Origin of the sequence: Shewanella saliphila, from assembly GCF_014648295.1 — a bacterium.
GTDB lineage: Bacteria > Pseudomonadota > Gammaproteobacteria > Enterobacterales > Shewanellaceae > Shewanella > Shewanella saliphila.
This window is the reverse complement of record NZ_BMQV01000025.1, coordinates 1-24,625: the sequence shown is the minus strand read 5'-3', so window position 1 is coordinate 24,625 and position 24,625 is coordinate 1. Positions and strand designations below refer to the sequence as shown.

Below are 24,625 nucleotides of genomic sequence, written 5' to 3'. Positions count from 1 at the left end.
GGTAACTTCAGAGCAAGCAATTGATACTAACTGATTACCACATTAAATCATCTGGAATAGCGTAATCTGCGTACGGATCGTCGGCATCACTGACCTGCTCTACCGAATCTTTTGCGGCTTTATCCCATAAGTATCCACACCACTGCGGCACCAGTAATTTAACCCGTTCGGCTAACTTATGCGGCACCAAATAGCTTTTGTCTTCATGACGCACAATACCTAACGTGCCGTTAAGCAGTTCAGCTTGAATTTTATCGGTAATGTACAAAGAATAAATTTTGTTTTCTAAGGTGTAGTTAAACTTAAGCTCAGCATCTTTAGGGATGTTGATGGCAAATTTAGAAAACTCAGTAATCAAGCCACGAACCTGGCCTTTTTCTGACGCTTGGGCGAAGCGTTGTTCATTTAACGCTTTGTCTTTTTTAGCCTGCTGTAATTTTTGTTCAGCAATTTGCTTTTTAAGCTCGCCGCTGCCGTCATCAACTTTGGCTTTTTTGTTACGACGTTGCTGGGTCTTTACATCGCGTACTTTTTGCTTGCTGGCAAGACCGGCTTTGAGTAATTGATCTTGTAATGCATTTGCCATGATTTGTTACCTTTAAATATTTATGTCTATAAGCCATGTTTAGCGGCGATATCGCCTAATTCGGTCATCGCGATACTGGCGCCACCGAGAGACCAGCCACCATCAACGGGCAATACCACACCGGTAATGTACGATGCCATGTCAGATGCAAGAAATAATGCTGCGTTAGCAATATCTTGTCCCTGGCCATTACGTTTTAAGGGCACGCTATTAGCCACGCGCTGTTGTAATTCATCGCTGGGTGCTAGGCGATTAAACCCTTCAGTATCAGCAATTGGCCCTGGCACAATGGAGTTAATTCTAACACCTTCTACGCCCCATTCTAGCGCTAATGTGCGCGTTAACATATCAACCCCAGCTTTGGCAGCGCATACATGCGCTTGCAGTGGCATGGCAATAAAGGCCTGCGGTGCAGAAATTTGTATCACACTGGCATTGGGACGAGCCAATAAAGGATAGGCTTGCTTTAACACCTGAAAACTGCCAATTAAATCAATATCAATAACCGATTTAAACCCATTGGTTGACAGTTTAGCTGCGCTGGCAGGGAAATTACCGGCTGCGCCACTGACTAACACATCGATATGAGCATACGCCTTTGCAATTTCGTTAAAGCCTAGGGTTAGTGCATCATTATCACGCACATCAAAACTCACCCCCATGTGGACTGCATTCGGGTTTGCCTGATTCAGTTGGGTAACCGCAGCATTGACTTTATCAATACTGCGACTCGCTACCGCAACATTGGCACCTGCTTTGGCAAACGCAATGGCCACTTGCAGATTAATCCCTGAGGTGCCGCCAACGACAACGACATTTTTACCCGTGTAATCAAATCCTGTTGCAGTCATAGTCATTCCCTTATTGTTTTGATTGACGTTATAACACTTAAGCTTGAAGTGATTGATGGATTGCCGTCAGTGCAGCCAATGGATCTGCCGCCTGGGTGATCGGCCGACCAATCACGAGGTAATCAGAACCCGCGGCAATCGCTTGTGGCGGTGTCATCACTCGGTGTTGATCGCCAGCATCACTGCCCGCTGGTCGAATGCCTGGTGTCACTAGGGTGAAATCCTTGCCAAATGACGATTTAAGTAATTTAGCTTCTTGAGCTGAGCACACCACGCCATCAAGCCCTGCTTGATGAGTGAGTTTAGCTAAACGTAACACATGTTCAAAGGCTGGCACATTAATACCGAGCAACGCTAAATCTTCATCAGACATTGACGTTAATACGGTCACGGCAATTAATAATGGCGCGTCTTTTCCATATGGCTGCAATGCTTTTTTTGCAGCTTGCATCATGGCTAGTCCACCACTGGCATGCACATTGGTCATCCAAACACCTAGCTCTGCCGCAGCAGCTACAGCTTTAGCGACGGTATTGGGAATATCGTGAAACTTTAAATCAAGGAATAAATCAAAATCACGGTTGTGGATGTCTTTTACCAATTGCGGGCCAAACAAGGTAAACATTTCTTTGCCGATTTTTAAGCGGCACATGTTGGGGTCGAGTTTATCAATGAAAGTCAGCGCGTCAGCTTTATTGTCATAGTCGAGGGCAACTACAATTGATTTATCAGTCATTAGAACTCCAGCGGCAATAGCATGTGTTAGTTATTATAGAGTGTTTAGTGCGGGGTTATTCACCGTCCAGGCCTTTAATGCGCTTAATACTGCCCCACTGTTTACATGATGGACAATGCCAATATAAACCGTGTGATGGAAAACCACAGGCAGTACAGCGATAACTAGGACGGAATTTAATTTGTTGCTCAACAAGCTGCTCAAGCATGGATAAACTTTGTTTTGCCTGGCCATCTTCTGCTTGTTTAATGTGTAATTTCATTAAGTGCTGAAACCCTTTCATGGTCGGATGGCGATATAGATTATCGAGCATCATGGTTTCAGCGCTTTGATGTTGGTTCAGTGTGATTTTATGTTCGGCTAGCGCGACGACGACGCTGGCGCCAGCACCGTCGGCAATCGCTTTGGCAAGCAGCTCATGAAAGCCTTCGGGGTCTTGAGTATCGCGATACACTTGTTTTGCAATCGCGACACCATCGGCAAATAAGTCGATGTCGGCCACTTTGAGCTCTGACAGCGCTTGTTTACATTGTTCAAATTGCCCTGCGTCGAGGTAAATTTTGGCAAGCGTTAACCAAGCTCGGCCGCATTTGGCGTCTTGTTTGATGGCTTGTTGCAGTTTTTTTATTTTATCGGCGTCATTAGGTGTTTCATCGGCAAGCTGGCAATAAAAATGTGCGGTGGTGTTTTTTAGCGCTTGCTGGCGCTTGCGCGGAAGACGCTTAGTAATATCAATGGCGTTTTGCCATTCTTTGGTCACCTGGTAAATCAAAATCAGCTGTGTTTCAGCTTCTTCGCTGTGATCATCCTGGCTAACCAAATTAGTAAAGATTTCTTCTGCACGGTCGTAAAACCCTGCGGCCATGTAATCTTTACCTAACTCCATCATCGCGATATCACGCTGTTCATTGGTTAAGCTTGGGCGAGCAATTAAATTTTGATGAATGCGAATTGAGCGGTCCACTTCGCCGCGCTTACGAAACAATGACCCTAATGATAAGTGTGTATCAATGGTTTCATCATCCACATCTAACATGCTAATAAATAAGTCTACAGCTTTATCTGACTCATTTGACAGTAAAAAATTAAGCCCAGTAAAATAGTCTCGGCTTAATTTCTTACTTTGTTGGCTATCACTATGGCGAATACTGCGTCGCCCCATGTACCAACCGTATCCAGCGGCAATGGGTAATAGCAAGAACAAGATTTCTAGCATACTAGACAGCTTGATCCTTAGCGGGTACGTCGATGTTTATCGCATCAACTGTGGTAAATTTTTTGAGTGCTTTATTACTTTTACGTAATGCCAATTTGAGCTTAATGATATAAAAGCTCGCAAATATCCAACTAATGATAAACCCACCAAAAAACACACTCGCAAGTACGACGGGTAAGCGGTATTCACCTTCGGCAATAAAATAACTCAAAGTGACAATTTGTTCGTTTTTAGCGCCAAACAATAAGGCTAAAACAAACAGTAATCCAATTAGTACAATGACAATAAAAGATCTCACGTTATTCTCCATGTATACGCATCAATATAATGATTATCCAAGAAATTTACTAAGCTGACCAGCATTGACTGTGTTTAGATACAAAAAAGCCTCCAAAAGGAGGCTTTTTATTAAAGCGTTAATCAAACATTAACAGCATCGACACGTTCGCGCAGTTCTTTGCCTGGCTTAAAGTGCGGTACATACTTGCCTTCCAATTCAACAGATGTGCCTGTTTTTGGGTTACGACCAGTACGAGGTGCACGATAGTGAAGAGAAAAACTACCAAAGCCACGGATTTCTATACGATCACCGCCTTCTAATGTTGTTGCCATTTGCTCCAACATCTCTTTGATTGCACTTTCCACTTCTTTCGCCGACAATTGCGACTGCCTAGTGGCAAGTTTTTCGATCAGTTCAGATTTTGTCATCTTAGCTATCCCATATTATCAAGCCAAACACAGTCGCCTAATGGGGACGGTGTCCCCATACAACAGACGATTTTCGATTACTTACGAGCCGCTTTGAAAGCTTCAGCCATCGCGCTGCTCATTACAACGTCATCTTGCTTGTTCAGAGTAGCAATCGCTTCTTTCTGTTCAGCTTCATCTTTCGCTTTGATAGATAAGCTGATAGAACGGTTCTTACGATCTACACCCATGAACTTAGCTTCGATTGCGTCACCTACTGAGTATACAGTAGATGCATCTTCGATGCGCTCTGCAGAAATGTCAGCTACACGGATGTAACCTTCAACAGTTTCTGCTAATTCAACTGTAACACCTTTTGCGTCAACAGCAGAAACAGTACCGTTAACTACGGTGCCTTTCTTCTTGTCTGCTAAGTATGCGTTGAATGGATCATCTTCAGTTTGCTTAACACCTAAGCTGATGCGCTCACGCTCTGGGTCTACTGATAGAACCACTGCGTGGATTTCGTCGCCTTTCTTGTATTCAGACACTGCGTCTTCGCCAGTACCGTTCCAAGAAATGTCAGATAAGTGAACAAGACCATCGATTCCACCGTCAAGACCGATAAAGATACCGAAGTCAGTGATTGACTTGATCTTACCAGATACTTTGTCGCCTTTGTTAAACTTAGTAGCGAAGTCATCCCATGGGTTAACTTTACACTGTTTAAGGCCTAGAGAAATACGACGACGTTCTTCATCGATGTCTAGTACTAACACTTCAACTTCATCACCTAAGTTAACAACTTTAGATGGGTGAATGTTCTTGTTAGTCCAATCCATTTCTGAAACGTGTACTAAACCTTCAACGCCTTCTTCGATTTCTACGAAGCAGCCGTAGTCAGTAAGGTTAGTTACGCGACCAGTAAGCTTAGTGCTTTCTGGGTAACGCTTGCTGATTTCTAACCATGGATCTTCGCCAAGTTGCTTAAGACCTAGTGATACGCGAGTACGCTCACGGTCATACTTAAGAACTTTAACGTTGATTTCGTCACCAACATTAACGATTTCAGATGGGTGCTTAACACGTTTCCACGCCATATCAGTGATATGTAATAGACCGTCAACGCCACCTAAATCTACGAATGCACCGTAGTCAGTAAGGTTCTTAACGATACCTTTAACTGCTTGGCCTTCTTGTAGATTTTCAAGAAGTGCATCACGTTCTGCACTGCTTTCAGATTCGATAACTGCACGACGAGAAACAACAACGTTGTTGCGCTTCTGGTCAAGCTTGATAACTTTGAATTCTAATTCTTTGTACTCTAAGTGAGCGGTGTCGCGAACTGGGCGCACGTCAACTAGAGAACCTGGTAAGAAGGCACGGATACCGTTTAATTCAACAGTGAAACCACCTTTAACTTTACCATTGATGATACCGATTACAGTTTCAGCATCTTCGTACGCTTTTTCTAGAACGATCCAAGCTTCATGACGCTTAGCTTTTTCGCGAGACAATTGAGTCTCACCAAAGCCATCTTCAACAGAGTCAAGCGCTACGTCAACTTCATCGCCTACTTGAATTTCTAAAACGCCTTGTGCGTTTTTGAATTCGTCAGCAGAGATTGGGCTTTCAGACTTAAGGCCTGCGTCAACAAGTACCATACCGTTTTCGATGGCAACAACTGTACCACGAACGATAGAACCTGGACGGAACTCTAGGGTTTGAAGGGATTGTTCAAATAGATCAGCAAAAGATTCAGTCATGTTTTAGGTTACTTTCATTAAATAAACCACCATCCATCCTAGATGTGGAGTCTAGTAATATTATTCGTATCATCCTTAACACGAATACCTACTGTGCGCGTTAACCGGGCATTCGATTAGGCTACAGTAATTTTTTGTCCAACGTATTCAAGCACTTGCTTTAACACATCGTCAATGCCTACGCCGCTTGTATCAATAACAAGTGCGTCTTCAGCAGGTACTAATGGCGAGGCGGCGCGATTAATATCACGGTCATCTCGCTCAATAATTTCAGCTAAAAGGCGATCGATTTTAACATCGAAGCCCTTGTCCTGCAACTGATTATAGCGTCTTTGCGCCCGTTCTTCAGCGGACGCAGTTAAAAATATTTTTACCGGTGCTTTAGAGAAAACAACCGTGCCCATATCGCGACCATCGGCCACTAAACCTGGGGCGGCACTAAAAGCACGTTGGCGACGTAATAATGCTTCACGTACGCGAGGTAATGCGGCCACTTTAGAGGCGGCATTAGAGCATTCTTGGGTGCGGATCGTCGTCGTGACGTCTTCACCTTCTAAAATCACTTTAATGGCATTTTGTTCTGTGCCAGTAAGAAACTGCACATCAAGGTGGGCAGCCAGCAGTGTTAATGCTTCTTCGTTTTCGAGTTCTACATCATGATGAATAGCGGCTAACGCTAACACACGATAAATTGCACCACTGTCTAATAAGTGCCAGCCTAAATGCTGTGCCAATAATTGACAGATTGTCCCTTTCCCTGCACCGCTAGGGCCATCAACTGTGATCACTGGAGACCGTTCAGACATAATTTCCTCCGAAAATAATCTATCTTCCCTGATAATAAAAAAAGGGTTTCGCCAAAATTGAGCGCGCGCATTGTATAACAAATAAATGTTAATTACTGATGAATTTTTAGTTATTTAAACCAAGATCGCCCTTTTGCATTGTAAAGAAACACAAAAGGGCGACAGGTAAACAGAGGTTATCAGCTTATTTAGCTAAACGACTAAACTGGGCAAAATAGTCGGGGAACGTTTTAGACGTACAATCTGGATCGTTAATGGTAATGCCACACTCAGCAAAAGCCATCATTGAAAAACACATAGCCATACGGTGATCGTTGTAAGTATCAATATCGGCGGTGTTTAACTGATCAGGTGGTGTAATGGTAATGTAGTCATGGCCTTCATCAACAATTGCGCCCACTTTACGCAACTCTGTTGTCATTGCGGCTAAGCGGTCAGTTTCTTTAATGCGCCAGTTGTAAATATTAGTCAGTTTAGTAGTGCCTTTAGCAAATAGCGCTGCCGTAGCAATGGTCATGGCGGCATCAGGGATGTGGTTCATGTCCATTTCGATGGCCGTTAACGGCGATTTACGGGCAATAATGTAATCATCGCCCCACTCTATATCGGCGCCCATTTTAGCTAAAGCATCGGCAAACTTCACATCACCTTGAATACTTAAACGCCCAACGCCAGTGACTTTAACTTCACCGCCTTGAATGGCACCCGCAGCTAAAAAGTACGATGCCGATGACGCATCGCCTTCAACTAACACTTTACCAGGTGATACATACTGCTGACCGACTTTAATTTCAAAACGCTGATATTGATGGTTAATCACTTCAACACCAAACTGTTTCATTAAGGCAATTGTAATATCGATATAAGGCTTAGACACTAACTCGCCTTTAATTTTAATGTTTACACTGTCTTTGGTGAGCGGCGCAACCATCAATAAAGCCGTTAAAAACTGACTCGACAAATCACCGGCAATTTCGACATCACCACCATTAAGGCCTGTTGCATTAATGGTTAATGGTGGAAAACCCTCGTTTTTAAGGTAAGTCACATCGGCGCCTAACTGACGCAGCGCATCCACTAAGTCGCCAATAGGACGTTCTTCCATGCGCGGCTCGCCCGTTAAGGTGAATTCCCCCTGACCTAAGGTCAACGCGGCACACAAAGGACGCATTGCGGTGCCTGCATTGCCTAAAAATAAATTTTGAGCGCTGTCAGATGATATTGGGCCGCCGTTGCCTTCAACCACACACACCGTTTTATCGTCGCTTAAACTGTACTGAATACCCAGTTGCTTGAGCGATGCCAACATATAACGGATGTCATCTGAATCAAGTAAATTGGTGAGAGTGGTACTGCCCTTAGCGAGTGTAGCTAACAGTAATGCACGGTTAGAAATACTTTTAGAGCCAGGAATATTAATTTCGCCGTTGATGCACGTAATTGGGTTAAGACGCAGTTGCTTCATTCGCTTTCTTCTTTTGCTACAGATTAACCTCAGATTAATCTTGGTGGTAAACATCACTCAGTTATTGCCAAACAGCGTAAATCAAGTGGCACAAATTCATTACAGTGTCCATTCAGTGCGAGCGACGCATTGATGCTTATAAAATACGGATCGCCACAGTGATATCAAGCATAAAATGAATTATTTATGTCTGTTAACATCGAGTATTCACCACGATTTCACGTTAACAACGACCAAACACTGTAATGGAGCACCATTACAGCAGATAATCTCTCGATATGACAGTATTATTTGTCCGTTCATTTAACTTTCCAATTGAAAAAATCTCAATGAGCAATTAATTATCTAGGCAGCCAATTTTGACTTTAACTCTGTGTTTAAAGCGCGTTATGCTTAGTGCAAATAGTCATTACAAGGTTCCATTCATGTTTGATACCCTAAAAGCCTTACCGTCTGATCCAATTTTAGGTCTTTTGACCCAGTATCGAGAAGACAGCCATCCCAATAAAGTTGATTTAGGCGTTGGGGTTTATAAAGATCCTGCAGGTCACACTCCGATTTTAGACTGTGTAAAAGCCGCTGAAAAAATTCGTTTAGACACCGAAACCACCAAGGTCTATATCGGCCCAACAGGTTCTGCTCCCTTTAACCAGTTAATGTCTGAATTAGCCTTTGGTGCCAGTCACAGTGCACTTATTGCCAACCGGGTGCGTACAGTATCAACCCCTGGTGGAACCGGCGCATTGCGCGTAGCGGCTGATTTTATTGCGCGTTGTAATCCTAATGCCGTTTTATGGGTGAGTGACCCAACCTGGGCCAACCATACTGGTTTGTTTGAAGCGGCGGGTATTACGGTAAAGACCTACCCCTATTATGATTACGACACCAAGAGCCTCAAGTTTGAACAAATGTTGGCAACCTTAAACACCATAGGTAAAGACGATGTGGTGTTATTACATGCTTGTTGTCATAACCCAAGCGGCATGGATTTAACCCCAGAGCAGTGGGATGAAGTGGTTAAGGTGACGGTGAAGCAAGGTTTTACACCACTAATAGACATGGCTTATCAAGGCTTTGGTGATGGTGTTGACGAAGATGCTTACGGCGTGCGCCAAATGGCTGCGGCTGTGGAAAGCATGATTTTATGTAGCTCATGCTCTAAAAACTTTGGCCTCTACCGCGAGCGTATCGGGGCTTGTACCATTGTGGCTAAAGACAGCGCCACGGCAGACATTGCACAATCGGTATTGTTGTATGTGATCCGCTGTATTTATTCGATGCCGCCAGCACATGGCGCGGCCATCGTTGAAACCATTCTCGGTACCCCTGCCCTTAAACAGCAATGGCTAGAAGAGTTAACCGTCATGCGCGATCGCATTAACGGCAATCGTGAGATGCTGGTTAAGCAACTCAAAGCCAACGGTGTTGAGCGAGACTTTAGCTTTATCGCTCGTCAAAAAGGCATGTTCTCATTTTTAGGGGTAAACCCAGAGCAAGTGGCAAGCTTAAAAGCGCAGTACAGTGTGTATATGGTCGGTTCAAGCCGCATTAGCATTGCCGGTATTAGCGAAGCAAACGTTGATTATTTGGCGAAATCAATCGCGGCAGTAATCAAATAACGTTTTGCCGTTATTGCACAAATAATAAAGCCGACTTATTTAAGTCGGCTTTATTTTGTCTGATTAAGCTGTTAACTAAAATTAGGCCAACTATCAAACGGTTGCTTTTCTAATACCATGTTGCCTTTTTCATCTTGAGAGATGTTTATCCACGCTTGCCAGTTTTCGTAATCAATATCGGGACAGTCTAAACGGTAATGACTGCAACGACTTTCTTTACGCATAATGGATGCTTTGAGCTTCATCTCTGCGGTGATGATCATATTTTCAGTTTCGTGCGCTAAACGCAGTGCATGTAAATCATCTGCCATCAACATGGGTACATGGTGCTCATTGAGCTCCTCAACATAGGCTAACGCGGCTTGCATCATGCGCTCTTTTTTGATGTAAAGCACAAAGTTTGGGATCATCACTCCCTGCAAAACTTGAGTCACCCAGGCGGGGCTATATCCACGTTCACGCTTTAATGGTGCTAAAATTTGCTGATTAACCAATGCCAAATATTGTTCAGACACATCCAACTTGCTAGCCATACCAAGACTGTCATTTGCCGCAGCAGCTCCTGCAATTGCCCCTTGTACCGCTGAGCCCGCCAACGATGAACCAATTTGAGTATAAATACCGCCCGACATATAAGACCCTAAGGCATCACCTGCGGCATATAAACCAGGAATCGTCGACAAACCTTGGGCATTAATTGGCACTAGCCCTTCTGATTTATGGATTGCCATCCCAGCACTTGAACCGCCCACTTGCTCGCCACCCATACCTGGAGGGCCAGAATGGCCTTTACTTGACACTAAACCGCGTAAAAAACCTTCCTCTGGTGGTTTTGGTGGTGGCCCTGATTGTTTAAAGGCTTCTGGCACAAATGGCCCAGCAGGAAAGACCTCTTGCTGAGTTACAGCTTGCTGTTTAGGCTTCTCACCTGGGCGTTGAGGCCTTGGTGGCATCATCATAACGGGCGCACCTTGTGTGTATGCTTGATAATTCATATCTACACCCAAGTGATGGTTAATTTGCGCTGAGGTAATCGATGGCTTCTCTTCAATTTGTCCATGCCAATTATCGTAGCTTGACCCAGAATTTTTAGCCGAACCGGGATGACCATCGTTCCATTCTTTACCGGTGACTTTAGCGCCAATTTTATAGGCCATGATGGTGCCGTCATGGGTTAAGTCGCATACCGGAAAACCATTGGGTTTAAACCCACCAGATCCTGTGCATAGCACCACGGTTTTTGCATGGTAATGAACGATTTTTTGCAGATCCAAACTAAATCCTGACGCGCCAACCACACGGCCATCTTGTTTGAGCAGATGAGTGATCATCATGCGCTCTTCAATCGGTATATTGCGCTCACTTAGAGGCTTCATAAAACTGTGATTATAGAGTGGCGAGTCAAAAAAACCCCAATCCTTTAATTCTTGAACTCGCGCATAAGAATGTTCGGCAAGTTGTCTGGTAAACACTGGGTTGTTGGTTTGTATTGCAGATTCGGTCACTGTGTCGACAAATTCATCAATGCTCATGCTGGCATTGGCTTTATCGTAACTAAAAATACCTTTGGCAAAAGGCGTTAACCCAGAGCTGCCAACACGACCTTTAGACACCATCAACACGTTAGCGCCAGCGTCGTGGGCTTTGACCGCCGCAAACACACCGGCCATGCCGCCGCCAATGATCAATACGTCAAGGTGGCGATTTTCAATATCAAAACCATTACTGTCTATTTTAGGTTTATTTTCTTGCGCGGGTGCATCAAACGGAATATTGGCTAATGCAGCAGCCCCTGCAATGCCGCCAGCAATACCAATAAACTGACGGCGCGATAAGTTAGCTTTAGGGTTCATCATTACCTCCACGAAACCATAACAGGGATACTTTTATCGGGCGTGATGGTAATCGCCCCAACCGGACAATACAGTCTGCATAAATGACAGATTTGACAGTCTTCTGGATAACGTATTTCGGCTTTATTTGTTTCTTTATTCATATGGATAACATCGGTTGGACAACTTTTAACGCAAGCCTCACAACCAATACATCCAGAAATTTGTTTAATTGGCATGCTGCGCTCCTAAAATGCAAGTTGTTCAAAATTAATTTGCGGCTGAGTAATGCCTAACGTGTGTAAATGTGTTGTCGTTGCAGCAATCATCCCTTTTGGGCCACATAAGTAAAACGCCCATTGTGACTCTTTACCTGTTGTCATGGTGGCATTGATAAGCGTTTGATTAATCAGTCCTGGTACGAGGTAACTCGGTAAGCTGTCATCATGCACATTTAGCTGTTCACATATTAGCTGTACTTTAAAATCGATCATGGTTTTTTCAAGCTCAACTAACTCATCAACATACACCATGCGCGCTTGGGTGCGGTTAGCATAGAGCAACCGGATAGGCCGTGGATCATGTTGCGCGGCAAGCTGGCGTAATAAACTTAACATGGGTGCAATCCCCGCTCCGCCGGCGATGAGGGTGATACCACTGGCAAGCTGGCTTTGATCTAACGTCATGCAGCCGTAGGGGCCATCAACAAACACGGTTTGACCTGCAGTTAGTTGATCAAGTGACGAGGTATAATCGCCAAGTGCTCTGATAATAAAGCCTAATTGCCCTTGTTCAGTCCCTGTCACAATTGAAAATGGATGTTGCTCAAAGCTGTAAGGGTTGCCCGTGGTATTGAGCCACACAAATTGCCCTGGCTGATATGCCAGCGCATTGGAGGTGGTCGGTGCAATGTTAACCTGCCAATCAGATTCATTCATTTTTTCAACATGAGAAATGGCATAAGGACGTTGCTTAATTAGACGCGGTTTAATGACATAGTTATACACAATTAATGTCATAGACACGGCATATAGCAGCCACCAAGTAACATTAAACTGTTGATTATACTGGCCATGACTGCCCACTGTGGTGATATGCAATGTTGCCAGTGTAGCGATAATGCTAAAGCCAATCACATGCAGAAAACGCCAAGTTTCATATTTGATATTGAGCTTATCTTTAAACACCGACATCAACACCCACACCGCCATCGTGACCCAGGCGAGTATCCCTGTTAATAAATGGGGTGACGTAATTGCGCTGATGAGGCTGACACTAAAGTCGTCAAATGACATCATAGCTTTAGGCAGTAAAATCAAAATGGGATGTAAGAAAAAGAATATGCCTAAATACTGCCCGAGCTGTTTATGTTTGGTGATCCCCCAGTCAATATTGGCGAACAAAGGTAATTGCTTGATGCGACCCGCCAGCGGGAATTGCATAAAAAACACACTCATGGCAAGTAAGTTAACCACACTTAATATGCTGGTGTAAATACCTTCAATTTGCATACCTAAAAGCTGTGCTATGACAACCGGAACGATCACGATAGAGAGATAGGCCACTGCCAACTTGGTACTTTTAGGCAGTTGTAATGGGTTAATACTGGTCTTATGGATAGGCGATTTTGTTGCTGTTGGACTGGTCATTATTTGTCTCCATGAGTGTCGCGCCATGGAAAGACTATAAAACTTATGCGGTTAAAAAGGGGTTAACAAACCCGTATTTAAGGGTAAAGCTATGCAAAGATAAGTGATGACTCATCCACATTTACGCTACACATAGCAAAAAAGATCCTCTCGGGATCTTTTTGGGGTTTAACGCCTCAACAGAGGCGTTAACAATGGAAGCAAACGTTAAGCATGCTGAGTGGCAAATTGATTCATAAAGTTGACCAGTTTTTGCACACCCGCTAATGGCATTGCGTTATAAATACTCGCGCGCATGCCGCCGACAATACGATGGCCTTTTAGCGCAACTAAACCCGCCTGCTCTGCTTGTTTTAAAAACTCGCCATCAAGAGCGTCATTCACCAACTGGAAAGTAACGTTCATGCGTGAACGATTGTGCGGCGCAACACCATTTTTATAAAATGGATTTGAATCGATACAATCATACAGTAATGCCGCTTTTTGCTGATTGACTTCAGCCATTTCGCTCACACCACCATTTGCCGCTAACCAGGCAAACACTTCAGATGCGAGGTACCATGCAAACGTGGGCGGCGTATTAAACATTGAGCCATGCTCAACCGCAACACGATAATCCATGATAGACGATTGTGGCAATGCTGGTAACTTAAGCATGTCATCACGCACTATCACAATAGATAAGCCCGATGGGCCAATGTTCTTTTGTGCACCCGCATAAATAAGACCATATTTACTGACATCAATATTATGAGACATAATGGTTGAAGAAAGATCGGCAACCACTGGCCATGGGCTGTCTAACTCTTCAAAGATTTCTATGCCGTCTACGGTTTCATTAGAGCAGTAATGCACATAACGATAGTCTTTATCGATTGCATTAAGATCTGGCAAGTTAACCTGGTTTAGTCCGTCAACTTTTTCAACAATATTAAGACTGTCTATTTGGCTTTCATCAACTAATTTACGTGCTTCAGTAACCGCCGAAGACGACCATTGGCCACTGATTAAATACAAGGCACGGCCGTTGTCGCCTAAAAAGTTATTCACCACATTAGAAAACTGAGCGCGGCCACCACCGTGCATAAATAACACGTGATAGTTTTTTGGAATGTGCATTAACTGGCGCAAGGTGGTTTCAGCCTGCTCCGTTAAGGCGATAAACTCTTTACTCCGATGGCTTATTTCCATAACGGAAACACCAAGACCATTCCAATTGATTAATTCCTGTTGTGCTTTTTGCATTACAGCTTGAGGTAACATCGCAGGACCCGCACAGAAATTATAAATCGCGCTCACAGACAACTCCTTGATTCAGTTTGTACTCATAACAATCATATGCTCTGTCGACACAACTGAGCATAGGATTACTATCATAATAGCCGTTAATACTAAGGGCTTTATGTGCTGTTGAATAGGCCTTTATTTGCCTATTTTGATGAATAATTTTCCGCAAAATAAAACGAGCGCCCTAAGGCGCTCGTTATCGTTGCATTGGTGTTACGTTCAGATTATTCCTGTTCGTCACCTTCTGCATCATCAGCTACGTCTGTTGCAGGTTGTTCTGCAGCAACTTCACCTTCAATCGCATCTGCAGGCACAATCACATTACCGTCTGCATCGAGTAGATCTTCAGTTTGAATTTCTTCAATACGTTGCAAGCCAACGACTTTCTCGTCATCTGCGGTACGAATGATGGTCACACCTTGCGTGTTACGGCCAATGACTGATACGCCTTCTGCTGGCGTACGAACCAAGGTGCCTTTATCACTAATCAGCATAATTTCATCAAACTCGCCAACCTGTACTGCACCCACGACTGAGCCATTACGCTCGCTCACTTTAATGGATACAACACCTTTGGTGCCACGACTCTTCGCTGGGTATTCCTCTAGTTCAGTACGCTTACCATAACCGTTTTCGGTTACCGTTAAGATTGCGCCATCACCTTTAGGTACAATCAGTGATACCACTTTTTGACCGTCTTCAAGCTTAATACCACGTACACCCGTTGCTGTACGGCCCATTGGACGTAATGCAATGATTTCTTCACCGGTTTCAGCATCAATCTTCACTTCACCGGTTTCAGAGTCACGGGCTTTTTCGTTAAAGCGAACCACTTTACCTTCGTTAGAGAACAACATAATGTCGTCGCTACCTTCAGTAATATCGACGCCAATTAATTGGTCGCCATCTTTTAGGTTCACGGCAATAATGCCGTTAGCGCGTGGGTTGCTGTACGCAGTTAATGCCGTTTTCTTCACGGTACCGTCAGCAGTCGCCATGATGATGTATTTGTCATCAGCGTATTCACGTACGGGTAAAATCGCAGTAATGCGCTCACCCTCAGACAGTGGTAATAAATTAACAATTGGACGACCACGTGCTGTGCGGCTCGCAAGCGGTAACTGGTACACTTTAAGCCAGTACATTTTTCCAAAGTCAGAGAAGCACAAAATGGTGTCATGGGTGTTAGCAACCAGTAGTTTTTCAACAAAATCTTCGTCTTTCACTTTAGTTGCAGCTTTACCTTTACCGCCACGGCGTTGTGCTTGGTAATCAGACAATGGCTGGTACTTGGCATAACCTAAATGCGATAAGGTCACCACAACGTCTTCTTCATTGATTAAGTCTTCAAGACTCATGTCAATTTCGTTGGCGTTGATCACGGTGCGACGGGCATCACCATATTGTTCTAGAATTTCTTCTAGCTCTTCTTTGATGACTTCCATTAAGCGCTCTGGACTACGAAGGATCAATAATAGACCCGCAATGAGCACTAATAGATCTTCGTATTCAGCTAAAATCTTGTCATGTTCTAAACCGGTTAAACGGTGTAAACGTAACTCAAGAATCGCTTGTGCTTGTTGTTCTGTTAAATAGTATTTGCCATCACGGATACCATACTCAGGCTCTAGCCATTCAGGACGTGCAGCATCATCGCCGGCTTTTTCAAGCATGCCTTGTACATGGCCTAATTCCCAGCCTTGTGCCACTAACTTCACTTTCGCTTCAGCTGGTGTTGGAGAGGCTTTAATTAATGCAATAATTGGGTCGATGTTAGCCAGTGCAATCGCTAGTGCTTCAAGGATATGAGCACGTTCGCGCGCTTTACGCAGTTCAAACACGGTACGGCGGGTAACCACTTCACGGCGGTGAAGAATAAAGCACTCGAGCATTTCTTTAAGGTTAAACAATTTAGGCTGACCGTTAGTCAATGCCACCATGTTAATACCAAAAGAACACTGCATTTGCGTTTGCGCATATAAGTTGTTTAATACAACCTCGCCCACTTCGCCGCGCTTGATTTCAATCACGATACGCATACCGTCTTTATCAGACTCGTCGCGTAAACCGCTAATGCCTTCAATCTTTTTGTCTTTTACTAGCTCAGCAATTTTTTCAATTAACTTAGCTTTGTTCACCTGATATGGAATTTCATGAACGATAATACGTTCGCGGCCATTATCTTCGGTTTCGATTTCTGCTTTAGAACGCATCACAGCTCGGCCGCGACCCGTTTTATACGCATCAATAATGCCTTTACGACCATTAATCGATGCTGCTGTTGGGAAATCAGGACCTGGAATGTATTCCATTAGCTGCTCAATCGACAGGCTAGGCTCTGCGATTAAGGCTAAACAGCCTTGAACAACTTCAGTTAAGTTGTGTGGCGGAATATTAGTCGCCATACCGACCGCGATACCTGATGAACCGTTAATTAACAGGTTAGGTACACGTGTTGGCAATACTGCAGGAATAAATTCTGTGCCGTCGTAGTTAGGAACAAAATCGACGGTTTCTTTTTCAAGGTCGGCAAGCAGCGAGTGCGCCAACTTTTGCATACGGATTTCTGTGTAACGCATTGCTGCTGCAGAGTCACCGTCGACCGAACCAAAGTTTCCTTGTCCGTCAACCAAGGTGTAACGAAGCGAGAATGGTTGCGCCATACGAACAATCGTATCGTATACAGCGGTATCACCATGTGGGTGATATTTACCGATTACGTCACCAACAACACGAGCGGATTTTTTATATGGTTTGTTCCAATCGTTTTTCAATTCACTCATGGCGAACAATACGCGACGGTGAACTGGTTTTAAACCGTCACGTACGTCAGGTAATGCACGACCTACAATTACACTCATGGCGTAATCAAGGTAAGAATTCTTAAGTTCGTCTTCGATATTAATTGGCGAAATAGATGATGCCAGATCAGTCATAAACTGCGCGTTCCCCTAAAATTAGCTGACAATAAATGTTCCATATTATTATCTAGCTTAAAAACGTGATTTGGCATTCTAACACAGATATTTAATGTCGCCAGAGCAAACACCAGCCAAATGTACTATGCAGGGTAAAATTTATAAAAAAGCCAATATTTTCAGCAAATTTAGTATATTCAGTTGCTAATATAGTGGCTCAATATGCCGACATAAAAGCCAAACTGCTGCAGCTTTAAGCGCTTTGGTTTATAAAAATAGTCAGGCTCGATGCTGAACGGTGGTTTTATAACCTGCGCAACCTGGCAAAAGCGTAATGTTGACTACTATTCGCTAAGGTAATCGTTATAATAACCGCCATACATTATTAGACACTTAGGTTAGCTTATGTCACACGCTGAACAATTACCGGCCAATGTTGATCCTGAAGAAATCGCAAAATTTGAAGCCATGGCACAAACTTGGTGGGATCTTGATGGCGAGTTCAAACCATTACATTTACTCAACCCACTGCGCTTAAATTATATTGATCAAACCTCAGGCGGCGTATTTGGTAAAAAAGTATTAGATGTTGGCTGTGGTGGCGGGATTTTATCTGAAAGCATGGCACGTATTGGCGCGAATGTTGATGGCATCGACATGGGTACAGAACCGTTAGAAGTGGCAAAATTGCATGCGTTAGATTCTGGAGTGACAGTTAATTACCTTAAAACGACCGCAGAAGAACACCGTGATAATCACCGCGAACACTATGATGTCGTCACCTGCATGGAAATGCTTGAGCACGTGCCAGACCCTCAATCGGTTATTCAGGCGTGTTGTGACATGGTTAAACCTAACGGGTTTGTGTTTTTCTCGACCATTAATCGCAATGTGATGTCTTACTTGCAAACGATTATTGGTGCAGAGTATCTTTTGAAAATGTTGCCAGTCGGTACTCACGACCACAGCAAGTTTTTGCGTCCATCTGAGCTTATGGCGCTGGTTGATAACACTGATTTATTGTGTAAAGACGCCCTCGGTATTACGTACAATCCATTATCTGGCGTATTTAAGTACACCAATAGTGTTGATGTTAACTACATGATTGCCACACAAAAAATCGACTAACTGTATTAACCAATCAAATAACACCGATAAACGCTAAGTTTATCGGTGCCCTGCTCTCAAGCACCATTCCCCTCAGAATAAAGGAATCACACAGTGCATAAACATGATGTTAAAGGCGTGCTATTTGATCTTGACGGTACCCTTGCTGATACCGCGCCAGACTTAGTTTATGCACTTAATTTGAGTTTAGATGACGCCGGTTTTAGTGCTCAACCCCTTGATACAATGCGTCATGCTGCCTCCCACGGCAGTTTATTTCTGGTTAAAACCGCGATTCCTGATGCAGATGAAGCCTTACAAATGAGTATTCAACAAGGGCTGTTACAACATTATGGCCGTATCAACGGTCAGCACAGTCGTCTATTTGATGATTTACCAGAGCTGCTGACTTTATTGGACCAACAGGGGATCCCTTATGGGGTGGTCACCAATAAACCTGCCCGTTTTGCTCGGCCATTGGTTGATAAACTAGGCTTAACACCTCATCTTAAAGCCATGGTGAGCGGTGACAGTACCCGCCATGCCAAACCGCATACCGCGCCAATGTTTCTAGCGGCCCAGCAAATCGCAGTCCCACCTGAACAAATTTTGTATCTTGGCGATGCTGAACGTGACTTAGTGGCCGCAGACAATGCCAATATGCATGGTGGCGTTGCGTTATGGGGTTACTTGTCTGCAGCCGACAATCCGCATTTGTGGCCGGCTAAACGCCACTTTGAGCATGGTGCGTCGTTAAAGCAGTTTTTTGTTGAATAACCCAAGGGATAATTGCAACCACGTTCTGAATAATTGTGCTCAATTGATTACGGCCAACGTCGCATATCAAATAGGGTAAAAGATCAATCTAAAAATGGGCTGAATATTTTGATCGCTGCTTATTTTAGCGATCAAATTTTTCTAATCTATCGATTGAAAAAACATCACCTATCAAAAACGCTATAAAAATTTGGGCTCTAGGGTTAGTCGTTACTAACCCTAGCCGTTATCCTCAACTTATCCACAAGAAGTTAATGTAATTGTGGCTTGCAAATCACTTCAAACCTCACTATCTTGTATCTCAGTTAATAAATAACACCATATCTTGTGTGTGGGTAACAATCAAAACACTACGTTGTTGTCGTACAAAAGACGTAGTTAGTATCGTGAGTGTACTGTAGATAGACATTGCCGTAAGTCCATTCACTTTGATTGTTTTAACATGGAACTGTTTTGTGATTTGTTCTGATCGAATAAAAGCTACAGCATCCTGAACATGATCACATGACCTGATATAGAACCAAGGCCTCTCTTCAATGAATAGCAATATGACAGTCACTAAACGCAGTGGCGAACGTGAAAATATCGATTTAGATAAAATTCATCGCGTAATCACTTGGGCAGCCAAGGGATTAAAAAACGTCTCAGTATCTGAAGTTGAACTTCGATCTCACCTGCAGTTTTTTGACGGCATTCCAACAGAAGCCATTCATGAAACCATTATTAAAGCCGCTGCTGACTTAATCTCGCCAGAATCGCCAGATTATCAATTTTTAGCGGCTCGCTTAGCGGTATTTCATTTACGCAAAAAAGCCTTTGGTCAGTTCGAGCCACCTAAGCTGTACGATCATGTGACGCGTTTAGTGGAAATGGGCAAATATGATATGCATATTTTGGCCGACTACACTCGTGAAGAAATCGACACACTAGACAGCTATATCGACCACTGGCGCGATATGAACTTCTCTTATGCTGCTGTTAAGCAATTAGAAGGTAAATATCTGGTGCAAAACCGTGTGACTCATGAAGTTTATGAAAGCGCGCAGTTTTTATATATTCTTGTGGCAGCGTGTTTATTTGCACGTTACCCAGCAGATGTGCGTTTAAAGTACATTAAAGATTTTTACGATGCGACGTCTCTGTTCAAGATTTCATTACCGACACCTATCATGTCTGGCGTGCGTACACCTACGCGTCAGTTCAGCTCATGTGTATTAATCGAATGTGATGACAGCTTAGATTCAATCAACGCAACGGCATCTTCTATCGTTAAATACGTTAGCCAACGTGCAGGTATTGGTATTAACGCTGGTCGAATCCGCGCATTAGGTAGCCCTATTCGTGGCGGCGAAGCATTCCATACCGGTTGCTTACCTTTTTATAAGTACTTCCAAACTGCGGTTAAGTCTTGTTCTCAAGGCGGCGTTCGTGGTGGTGCTGCGACCCTGTTCTACCCGTTATGGCATTTAGAAGTTGAGTCGTTACTAGTGCTTAAAAACAACCGAGGTGTTGACGACAACCGTGTTCGTCACCTTGATTACGGCGTACAGTTAAACAAACTCATGTACCAACGTTTGATTAAAGGTGAATACATCAGCTTATTCAGCCCATCAGACGTACCCGGCCTTTACGACGCCTTCTTTGAAGATCAGGCTGAGTTTGAACGTTTATATCTTCAGTATGAACAAGACGACAGTGTCCGTAAAAAGCAAATTAAAGCGGTTGAGTTGTTCTCTCTAATGATGCAAGAACGTGCTTCTACTGGCCGTATCTACATTCAAAACGTGGACCACTGTAATACCCACAGCCCGTTTGACTCTAAAGTCGCGCCAATTAAGCAATCTAATTTATGTTTAGAAATTGCATTGCCGACCAAGCCAATGAATAACATTGACGATCCAAATGGTGAGATTGCGCTTTGTACACTGTCTGCGCTTAACTTAGGGGCAATTGAAGATTTATCTGAACTTGAGCCATTAGCCGACTTAGCCGTGCGTGCTCTTGATAATTTATTGGATTATCAAGATTACCCAATTAAGTCTGCACAGCTTGGTTCAATGAACCGCCGTACCCTAGGTGTTGGTGTGATTAACTTTGCTAACTACCTTGCTAAAAATGGCAAGAAGTACTCAGACGGTTCAGCAAACAACCTGACTCACAAAACATTTGAAGCGATTCAGTTCTATTTATTGAAAGCTTCAATGAACCTCGCGAAAGAAAAAGGTGCATGTCCGTTATTTAACGAGACCACTTACTCGCAAGGTATCTTACCTATCGACACTTATAAACGTGACCTCGATAAGATTTGTGACGAGCCATTACACATGGATTGGGAAACACTCCGTAGCGACATTAAACAGTACGGTTTACGTAACTCAACCTTGTCTGCATTAATGCCGTCTGAAACCTCATCGCAAATTTCAAACGCGACTAACGGTATCGAGCCTCCGCGCGGCTTAATCAGTGTTAAGGCCAGTAAAGACGGACAATTAAAGCAAGTAGTACCTGACTTTGACCAACTTAAAGACAAGTATGAATTGTTATGGAACATGCCAAACAATGATGGTTACATCCAACTTGTGGGCATTATGCAGAAGTTTATTGACCAGGCGATTTCAGCCAATACTAACTACGACCCTAGCCGATTTGAAGGCGGTCGTGTACCGATGCAAACCTTACTTAAAGATTTGTTAAGTGTGTACAAGTTAGGGGTTAAGACTTTGTATTATCATAACACCCGTGACGGCGCTAAAGATCAGTTTGACGACTTGATTGCCGTAGAGGAAGAAGATGACGGTTGCGCAGGCGGAGCTTGCAAGATTTAATCATCGAATGGAATTATTAGCGGGGACTTCCTCGCTTTTTCAAATGCGCTTTCAGGACACCTAAATAATGGCTTACTCAACATTTTGTCAAACACCTAACGATGCCACTAAAGAACCGATGTTTTTTGGCCAATCAGTTAACGTGGCTCGCTACGATCAACAAAAATACGAAGTCTTCGAAAAGCTGATTGAAAAACAATTATCGTTTTTCTGGCGCCCTGAAGAAGTTGATGTCAGCCGTGACAAAATCGACTTTGGTGCTTTACCAGAGCACGAACAGCACATTTTTATTTCAAACCTTAAATATCAAACCCTGCTTGACTCTATTCAAGGTCGCTCACCCAACGTGGCGTTTTTACCGTTAGTGTCATTACCAGAGTTAGAAACCTGGATTGAAACCTGGTCGTTTTCTGAAACCATTCACTCACGTTCATATACCCATATTATTCGTAATATCGTTAATAACCCGTCAGTGGTATTTGACGATATCGTCGAAAATGATCACATCTTAAAACGTGCAGGCGACATTGCCCGTTATTACGATGACTTAATTAAGCTGACTCAGGTGCATAACCTGCACGGCTCGGGCACGCATATCGTCAACGGTGAAAAAATTACCGTCAACTTGCGCATCCTAAAAAAATCGTTGTATTTATGCATGATGTCAGTCAACGCACTAGAAGCGATTCGTTTCTATGTAAGCTTTGCGTGTTCATTTGCTTTTGCAGAGCGCCGTTTAATGGAAGGTAATGCCAAAATCATTCGCTTAATCGCCCGTGATGAAGCCTTACACCTTAACAGCACTCAGCACATTCTAAGCTTAATGCAAGGTGGTAAAGACGACCCTGAAATGGCCGAAATTGCCATTGAGTGTCAACAAGAAGCCTACGACCTGTTTGTTAAAGCCGCTGAGCAAGAAAAAGAATGGGCTAAGTACTTGTTCAAAGACGGTTCAATGATCGGCCTTAACGAACAAATCTTATGTCAGTATGTTGAATACATTACTAACCAACGTATGAAGTCAGTGCACTTACCACAACCTTACGAAGAGTCTTCAAACCCACTTCCGTGGATGAAGAACTGGTTAGAAAGCGATGCCGTTCAAGTAGCGCCACAAGAAGTTGAAGTGTCATCATACCTTGTAGGACAAATTGATTCTTCTGTTGATGGCGATGAGTTTTTAGATTTTGACTTATAAGAATTTTTTTAAAAAAGCACCCATAGTAAGCCTGAAGGGCCAGCCAGTCATCTTGTTCGACGGCCAGCATTCAAGTTTATTAGACGCGCTTGAATTTAAAAAAGTGAAAACGTTTTCTGAGTGCCGCAATGGTTTTTGCGGTGCTTGTAAAACCACAGTGATTTCAGGTGAAGTCAGTTACTTCACCGAGCCACTGGCAGAATTAAAAGACGACGAATGCCTACCCTGCTGTTGTGTACCTAAAACTGACCTTAACCTTAAATTATCATGTAAAGGTGTCGAGGTGGTGGCTAAGCGCCAATACACAGAGACCAACACATCTGCACCCGTAATGACTAAACTTGCCCACGAAGGTTAATCAGCTTAAGTACTAAATGGCGAACTCCCCTCCACAACACTGATATGATGATGTTGTAACCTTACGTCAAATATTCACAGCAATACTCAATATAACCCGTTTACCCGACTCTATTTTAGTCACGCTGTGCTCATAACGATCTGGGCGGAATAAATACACTCGATTAAATAAATTAAATATCGTCTTTTGGCAGATAAACACCCCACCCACCTTAGGCTGTTTAACAATAATGTTGAACTTAAAATAGCGCCCTTGCTGTACTGGATCAACATGGTTCATTACCCGATGATTAATATGATAAGTCACTAAATTAACAGAAAATACACGACTACTGAATATCGCTTTATTAACCACCTTGGCCATAATGGATCCCATCGACTTAACAAAGGACATTGTACCTGCTAATCCGTTGGTTTTAAGGTGAAATGTCCATTCAAAATAGCATATGATATTTAGTTTTATTGGATGCTTAACCTAAATCAATTCGATTAACTTATGACTCATTATTACATCAGCGTTTTGGCCAGCGTGTTATGAATAGCATTGACTTCCATTAATGCTGCGCTGCCATACCAGGGCACAAGCTCCATCACTAAACTGCCCGCTTGAATCGCAGGGTCAGTTGCAGTTAATTGTTTGGCCTGTTCAATGGTTTCTACATCGAAAATATAAATACCACGGAGCTCGCCATCAGTTAAAAAAGGCCCTGCCAATACCAATTTACCCTCTTCTGCTAAACGTCCAATATTGGCCATATGTAAGCGTTGTAACTCATCGGCTTTAGCTTTAGTGCGATCTTGATTAGGCCCACGCTTGAGCAGGGTGAGATCGTGAACGTTTTTTGAGCTGCTGATATTGACACACAATCTGTTTGACGCCTTGGCTTAGCTGTGATCTTATACTCTCTTTTAGGAGAGTAAAATATGTACCTTGAAGCCTTCA

At 43.4% G+C, this 24,625-nt stretch carries 22 protein-coding genes; 6 read left to right on the top strand and 16 right to left on the bottom strand.

Annotated elements, in window-relative coordinates; genetic code table 11:
- Nucleotides 1-34 precede the first annotated feature (34 nt).
- From IEY48_RS12520 to aroA, 9 genes are all read right to left on the bottom strand, one after another.
- Complete coding sequence (locus tag IEY48_RS12520; protein ID WP_188920800.1) at nt 35-586, bottom strand: DUF2058 domain-containing protein; 552 nt, start codon at nt 584-586, stop codon at nt 35-37.
- A gap of 26 nt (nt 587-612) precedes the next feature.
- A complete protein-coding gene (locus IEY48_RS12515; RefSeq protein WP_188920798.1) occupies nt 613-1,437 on the bottom strand; it encodes an SDR family oxidoreductase in 825 nt (274 codons plus the stop codon).
- A 37-nt stretch (nt 1,438-1,474) separates the two neighbouring features.
- Nucleotides 1,475-2,173, bottom strand: a complete 699-nt coding sequence (gene pyrF, locus IEY48_RS12510) for an orotidine-5'-phosphate decarboxylase (RefSeq protein ID WP_188920796.1) — start codon at nt 2,171-2,173, stop codon at nt 1,475-1,477.
- A gap of 55 nt (nt 2,174-2,228) precedes the next feature.
- Nucleotides 2,229-3,389, bottom strand: coding sequence for a lipopolysaccharide assembly protein LapB (gene lapB / locus IEY48_RS12505; RefSeq protein WP_188920794.1), 1,161 nt, complete (start codon nt 3,387-3,389; stop codon nt 2,229-2,231).
- 1 nt (nt 3,390) lies between these two features.
- Nucleotides 3,391-3,687 (bottom strand): LapA family protein, encoded by a 297-nt coding sequence (locus IEY48_RS12500; protein WP_188920792.1) that lies wholly within the window; start codon nt 3,685-3,687, stop codon nt 3,391-3,393.
- 122 nt (nt 3,688-3,809) lie between these two features.
- Nucleotides 3,810-4,097: an integration host factor subunit beta gene (gene ihfB, locus IEY48_RS12495; RefSeq protein ID WP_188920789.1), complete on the bottom strand. Its 288-nt coding sequence runs from the start codon at nt 4,095-4,097 to the stop codon at nt 3,810-3,812.
- A 77-nt stretch (nt 4,098-4,174) separates the two neighbouring features.
- The gene (rpsA, locus tag IEY48_RS12490; RefSeq protein WP_188740495.1) at nt 4,175-5,842 is read right to left on the bottom strand and encodes a 30S ribosomal protein S1; all 1,668 of its coding nucleotides are present in this window, start codon (nt 5,840-5,842) and stop codon (nt 4,175-4,177) included.
- A 116-nt stretch (nt 5,843-5,958) separates the two neighbouring features.
- A complete protein-coding gene (gene cmk, locus IEY48_RS12485; RefSeq protein ID WP_188920788.1) occupies nt 5,959-6,648 on the bottom strand; it encodes a (d)CMP kinase in 690 nt (229 codons plus the stop codon).
- 184 nt (nt 6,649-6,832) lie between these two features.
- Complete coding sequence (gene aroA, locus IEY48_RS12480) at nt 6,833-8,113, bottom strand: 3-phosphoshikimate 1-carboxyvinyltransferase (RefSeq protein WP_188920786.1); 1,281 nt, start codon at nt 8,111-8,113, stop codon at nt 6,833-6,835.
- Nucleotides 8,114-8,538: 425 nt separating this feature from the next.
- Between aroA and IEY48_RS12475 the strand changes: the two genes are divergently transcribed.
- Entirely contained in the window at nt 8,539-9,732 is a 1,194-nt protein-coding gene (locus tag IEY48_RS12475) for an amino acid aminotransferase (protein ID WP_188920784.1), read from the top strand.
- Nucleotides 9,733-9,803: 71 nt separating this feature from the next.
- Here the strand turns inward: IEY48_RS12475 and IEY48_RS12470 are convergent, their stop codons facing one another.
- From IEY48_RS12470 to gyrA, 5 genes are all read right to left on the bottom strand, one after another.
- A complete protein-coding gene (locus IEY48_RS12470) occupies nt 9,804-11,588 on the bottom strand; it encodes an FAD-dependent oxidoreductase (protein ID WP_188920782.1) in 1,785 nt (594 codons plus the stop codon).
- Nucleotides 11,588-11,803 (bottom strand): 4Fe-4S dicluster domain-containing protein, encoded by a 216-nt coding sequence (locus IEY48_RS12465; RefSeq protein ID WP_137227248.1) that lies wholly within the window; start codon nt 11,801-11,803, stop codon nt 11,588-11,590. The genes IEY48_RS12470 and IEY48_RS12465 overlap by 1 nt, the downstream gene beginning before the upstream one ends.
- Before the next feature lie 9 nt (nt 11,804-11,812).
- The gene (locus IEY48_RS12460; protein ID WP_188920780.1) at nt 11,813-13,213 is read right to left on the bottom strand and encodes a ferredoxin reductase family protein; all 1,401 of its coding nucleotides are present in this window, start codon (nt 13,211-13,213) and stop codon (nt 11,813-11,815) included.
- 207 nt (nt 13,214-13,420) lie between these two features.
- The gene (serC, locus tag IEY48_RS12455; RefSeq protein WP_188920778.1) at nt 13,421-14,512 is read right to left on the bottom strand and encodes a 3-phosphoserine/phosphohydroxythreonine transaminase; all 1,092 of its coding nucleotides are present in this window, start codon (nt 14,510-14,512) and stop codon (nt 13,421-13,423) included.
- A 212-nt stretch (nt 14,513-14,724) separates the two neighbouring features.
- Nucleotides 14,725-17,436: a DNA gyrase subunit A gene (gene gyrA / locus IEY48_RS12450; RefSeq protein ID WP_188920776.1), complete on the bottom strand. Its 2,712-nt coding sequence runs from the start codon at nt 17,434-17,436 to the stop codon at nt 14,725-14,727.
- Between the two features lie 387 nt (nt 17,437-17,823).
- On the opposite strand from gyrA, the gene ubiG reads away from it, so the two are divergent.
- From ubiG to yfaE, 5 genes are all read left to right on the top strand, one after another.
- Nucleotides 17,824-18,546, top strand: coding sequence for a bifunctional 2-polyprenyl-6-hydroxyphenol methylase/3-demethylubiquinol 3-O-methyltransferase UbiG (gene ubiG, locus IEY48_RS12445; protein WP_188920774.1), 723 nt, complete (start codon nt 17,824-17,826; stop codon nt 18,544-18,546).
- A 93-nt stretch (nt 18,547-18,639) separates the two neighbouring features.
- Nucleotides 18,640-19,302, top strand: coding sequence for an HAD family hydrolase (locus IEY48_RS12440; RefSeq protein ID WP_188920772.1), 663 nt, complete (start codon nt 18,640-18,642; stop codon nt 19,300-19,302).
- Nucleotides 19,303-19,838: 536 nt separating this feature from the next.
- Complete coding sequence (nrdA, locus tag IEY48_RS12435) at nt 19,839-22,127, top strand: class 1a ribonucleoside-diphosphate reductase subunit alpha (protein WP_188920770.1); 2,289 nt, start codon at nt 19,839-19,841, stop codon at nt 22,125-22,127.
- A 67-nt stretch (nt 22,128-22,194) separates the two neighbouring features.
- Nucleotides 22,195-23,325 carry a class Ia ribonucleoside-diphosphate reductase subunit beta gene (gene nrdB / locus IEY48_RS12430; protein ID WP_188920768.1) on the top strand — a complete coding sequence of 377 codons (1,131 nt, stop codon included), beginning with the start codon at nt 22,195-22,197 and terminating at the stop codon, nt 23,323-23,325.
- Complete coding sequence (gene yfaE / locus IEY48_RS12425; protein WP_188920766.1) at nt 23,315-23,683, top strand: class I ribonucleotide reductase maintenance protein YfaE; 369 nt, start codon at nt 23,315-23,317, stop codon at nt 23,681-23,683. Before nrdB ends, yfaE begins: the two co-directional genes overlap by 11 nt.
- Nucleotides 23,684-23,749: 66 nt before the next feature.
- Here the strand turns inward: yfaE and IEY48_RS12420 are convergent, their stop codons facing one another.
- Together IEY48_RS12420 and IEY48_RS12415 are read right to left on the bottom strand one after the other, a co-directional pair.
- The gene (locus tag IEY48_RS12420; RefSeq protein ID WP_188920852.1) at nt 23,750-24,049 is read right to left on the bottom strand and encodes a 2OG-Fe(II) oxygenase; all 300 of its coding nucleotides are present in this window, start codon (nt 24,047-24,049) and stop codon (nt 23,750-23,752) included.
- A gap of 140 nt (nt 24,050-24,189) precedes the next feature.
- Nucleotides 24,190-24,549: a YciI family protein gene (locus tag IEY48_RS12415; RefSeq protein ID WP_188920764.1), complete on the bottom strand. Its 360-nt coding sequence runs from the start codon at nt 24,547-24,549 to the stop codon at nt 24,190-24,192.
- Between the last annotated feature and the right edge of the window lie 76 nt (nt 24,550-24,625).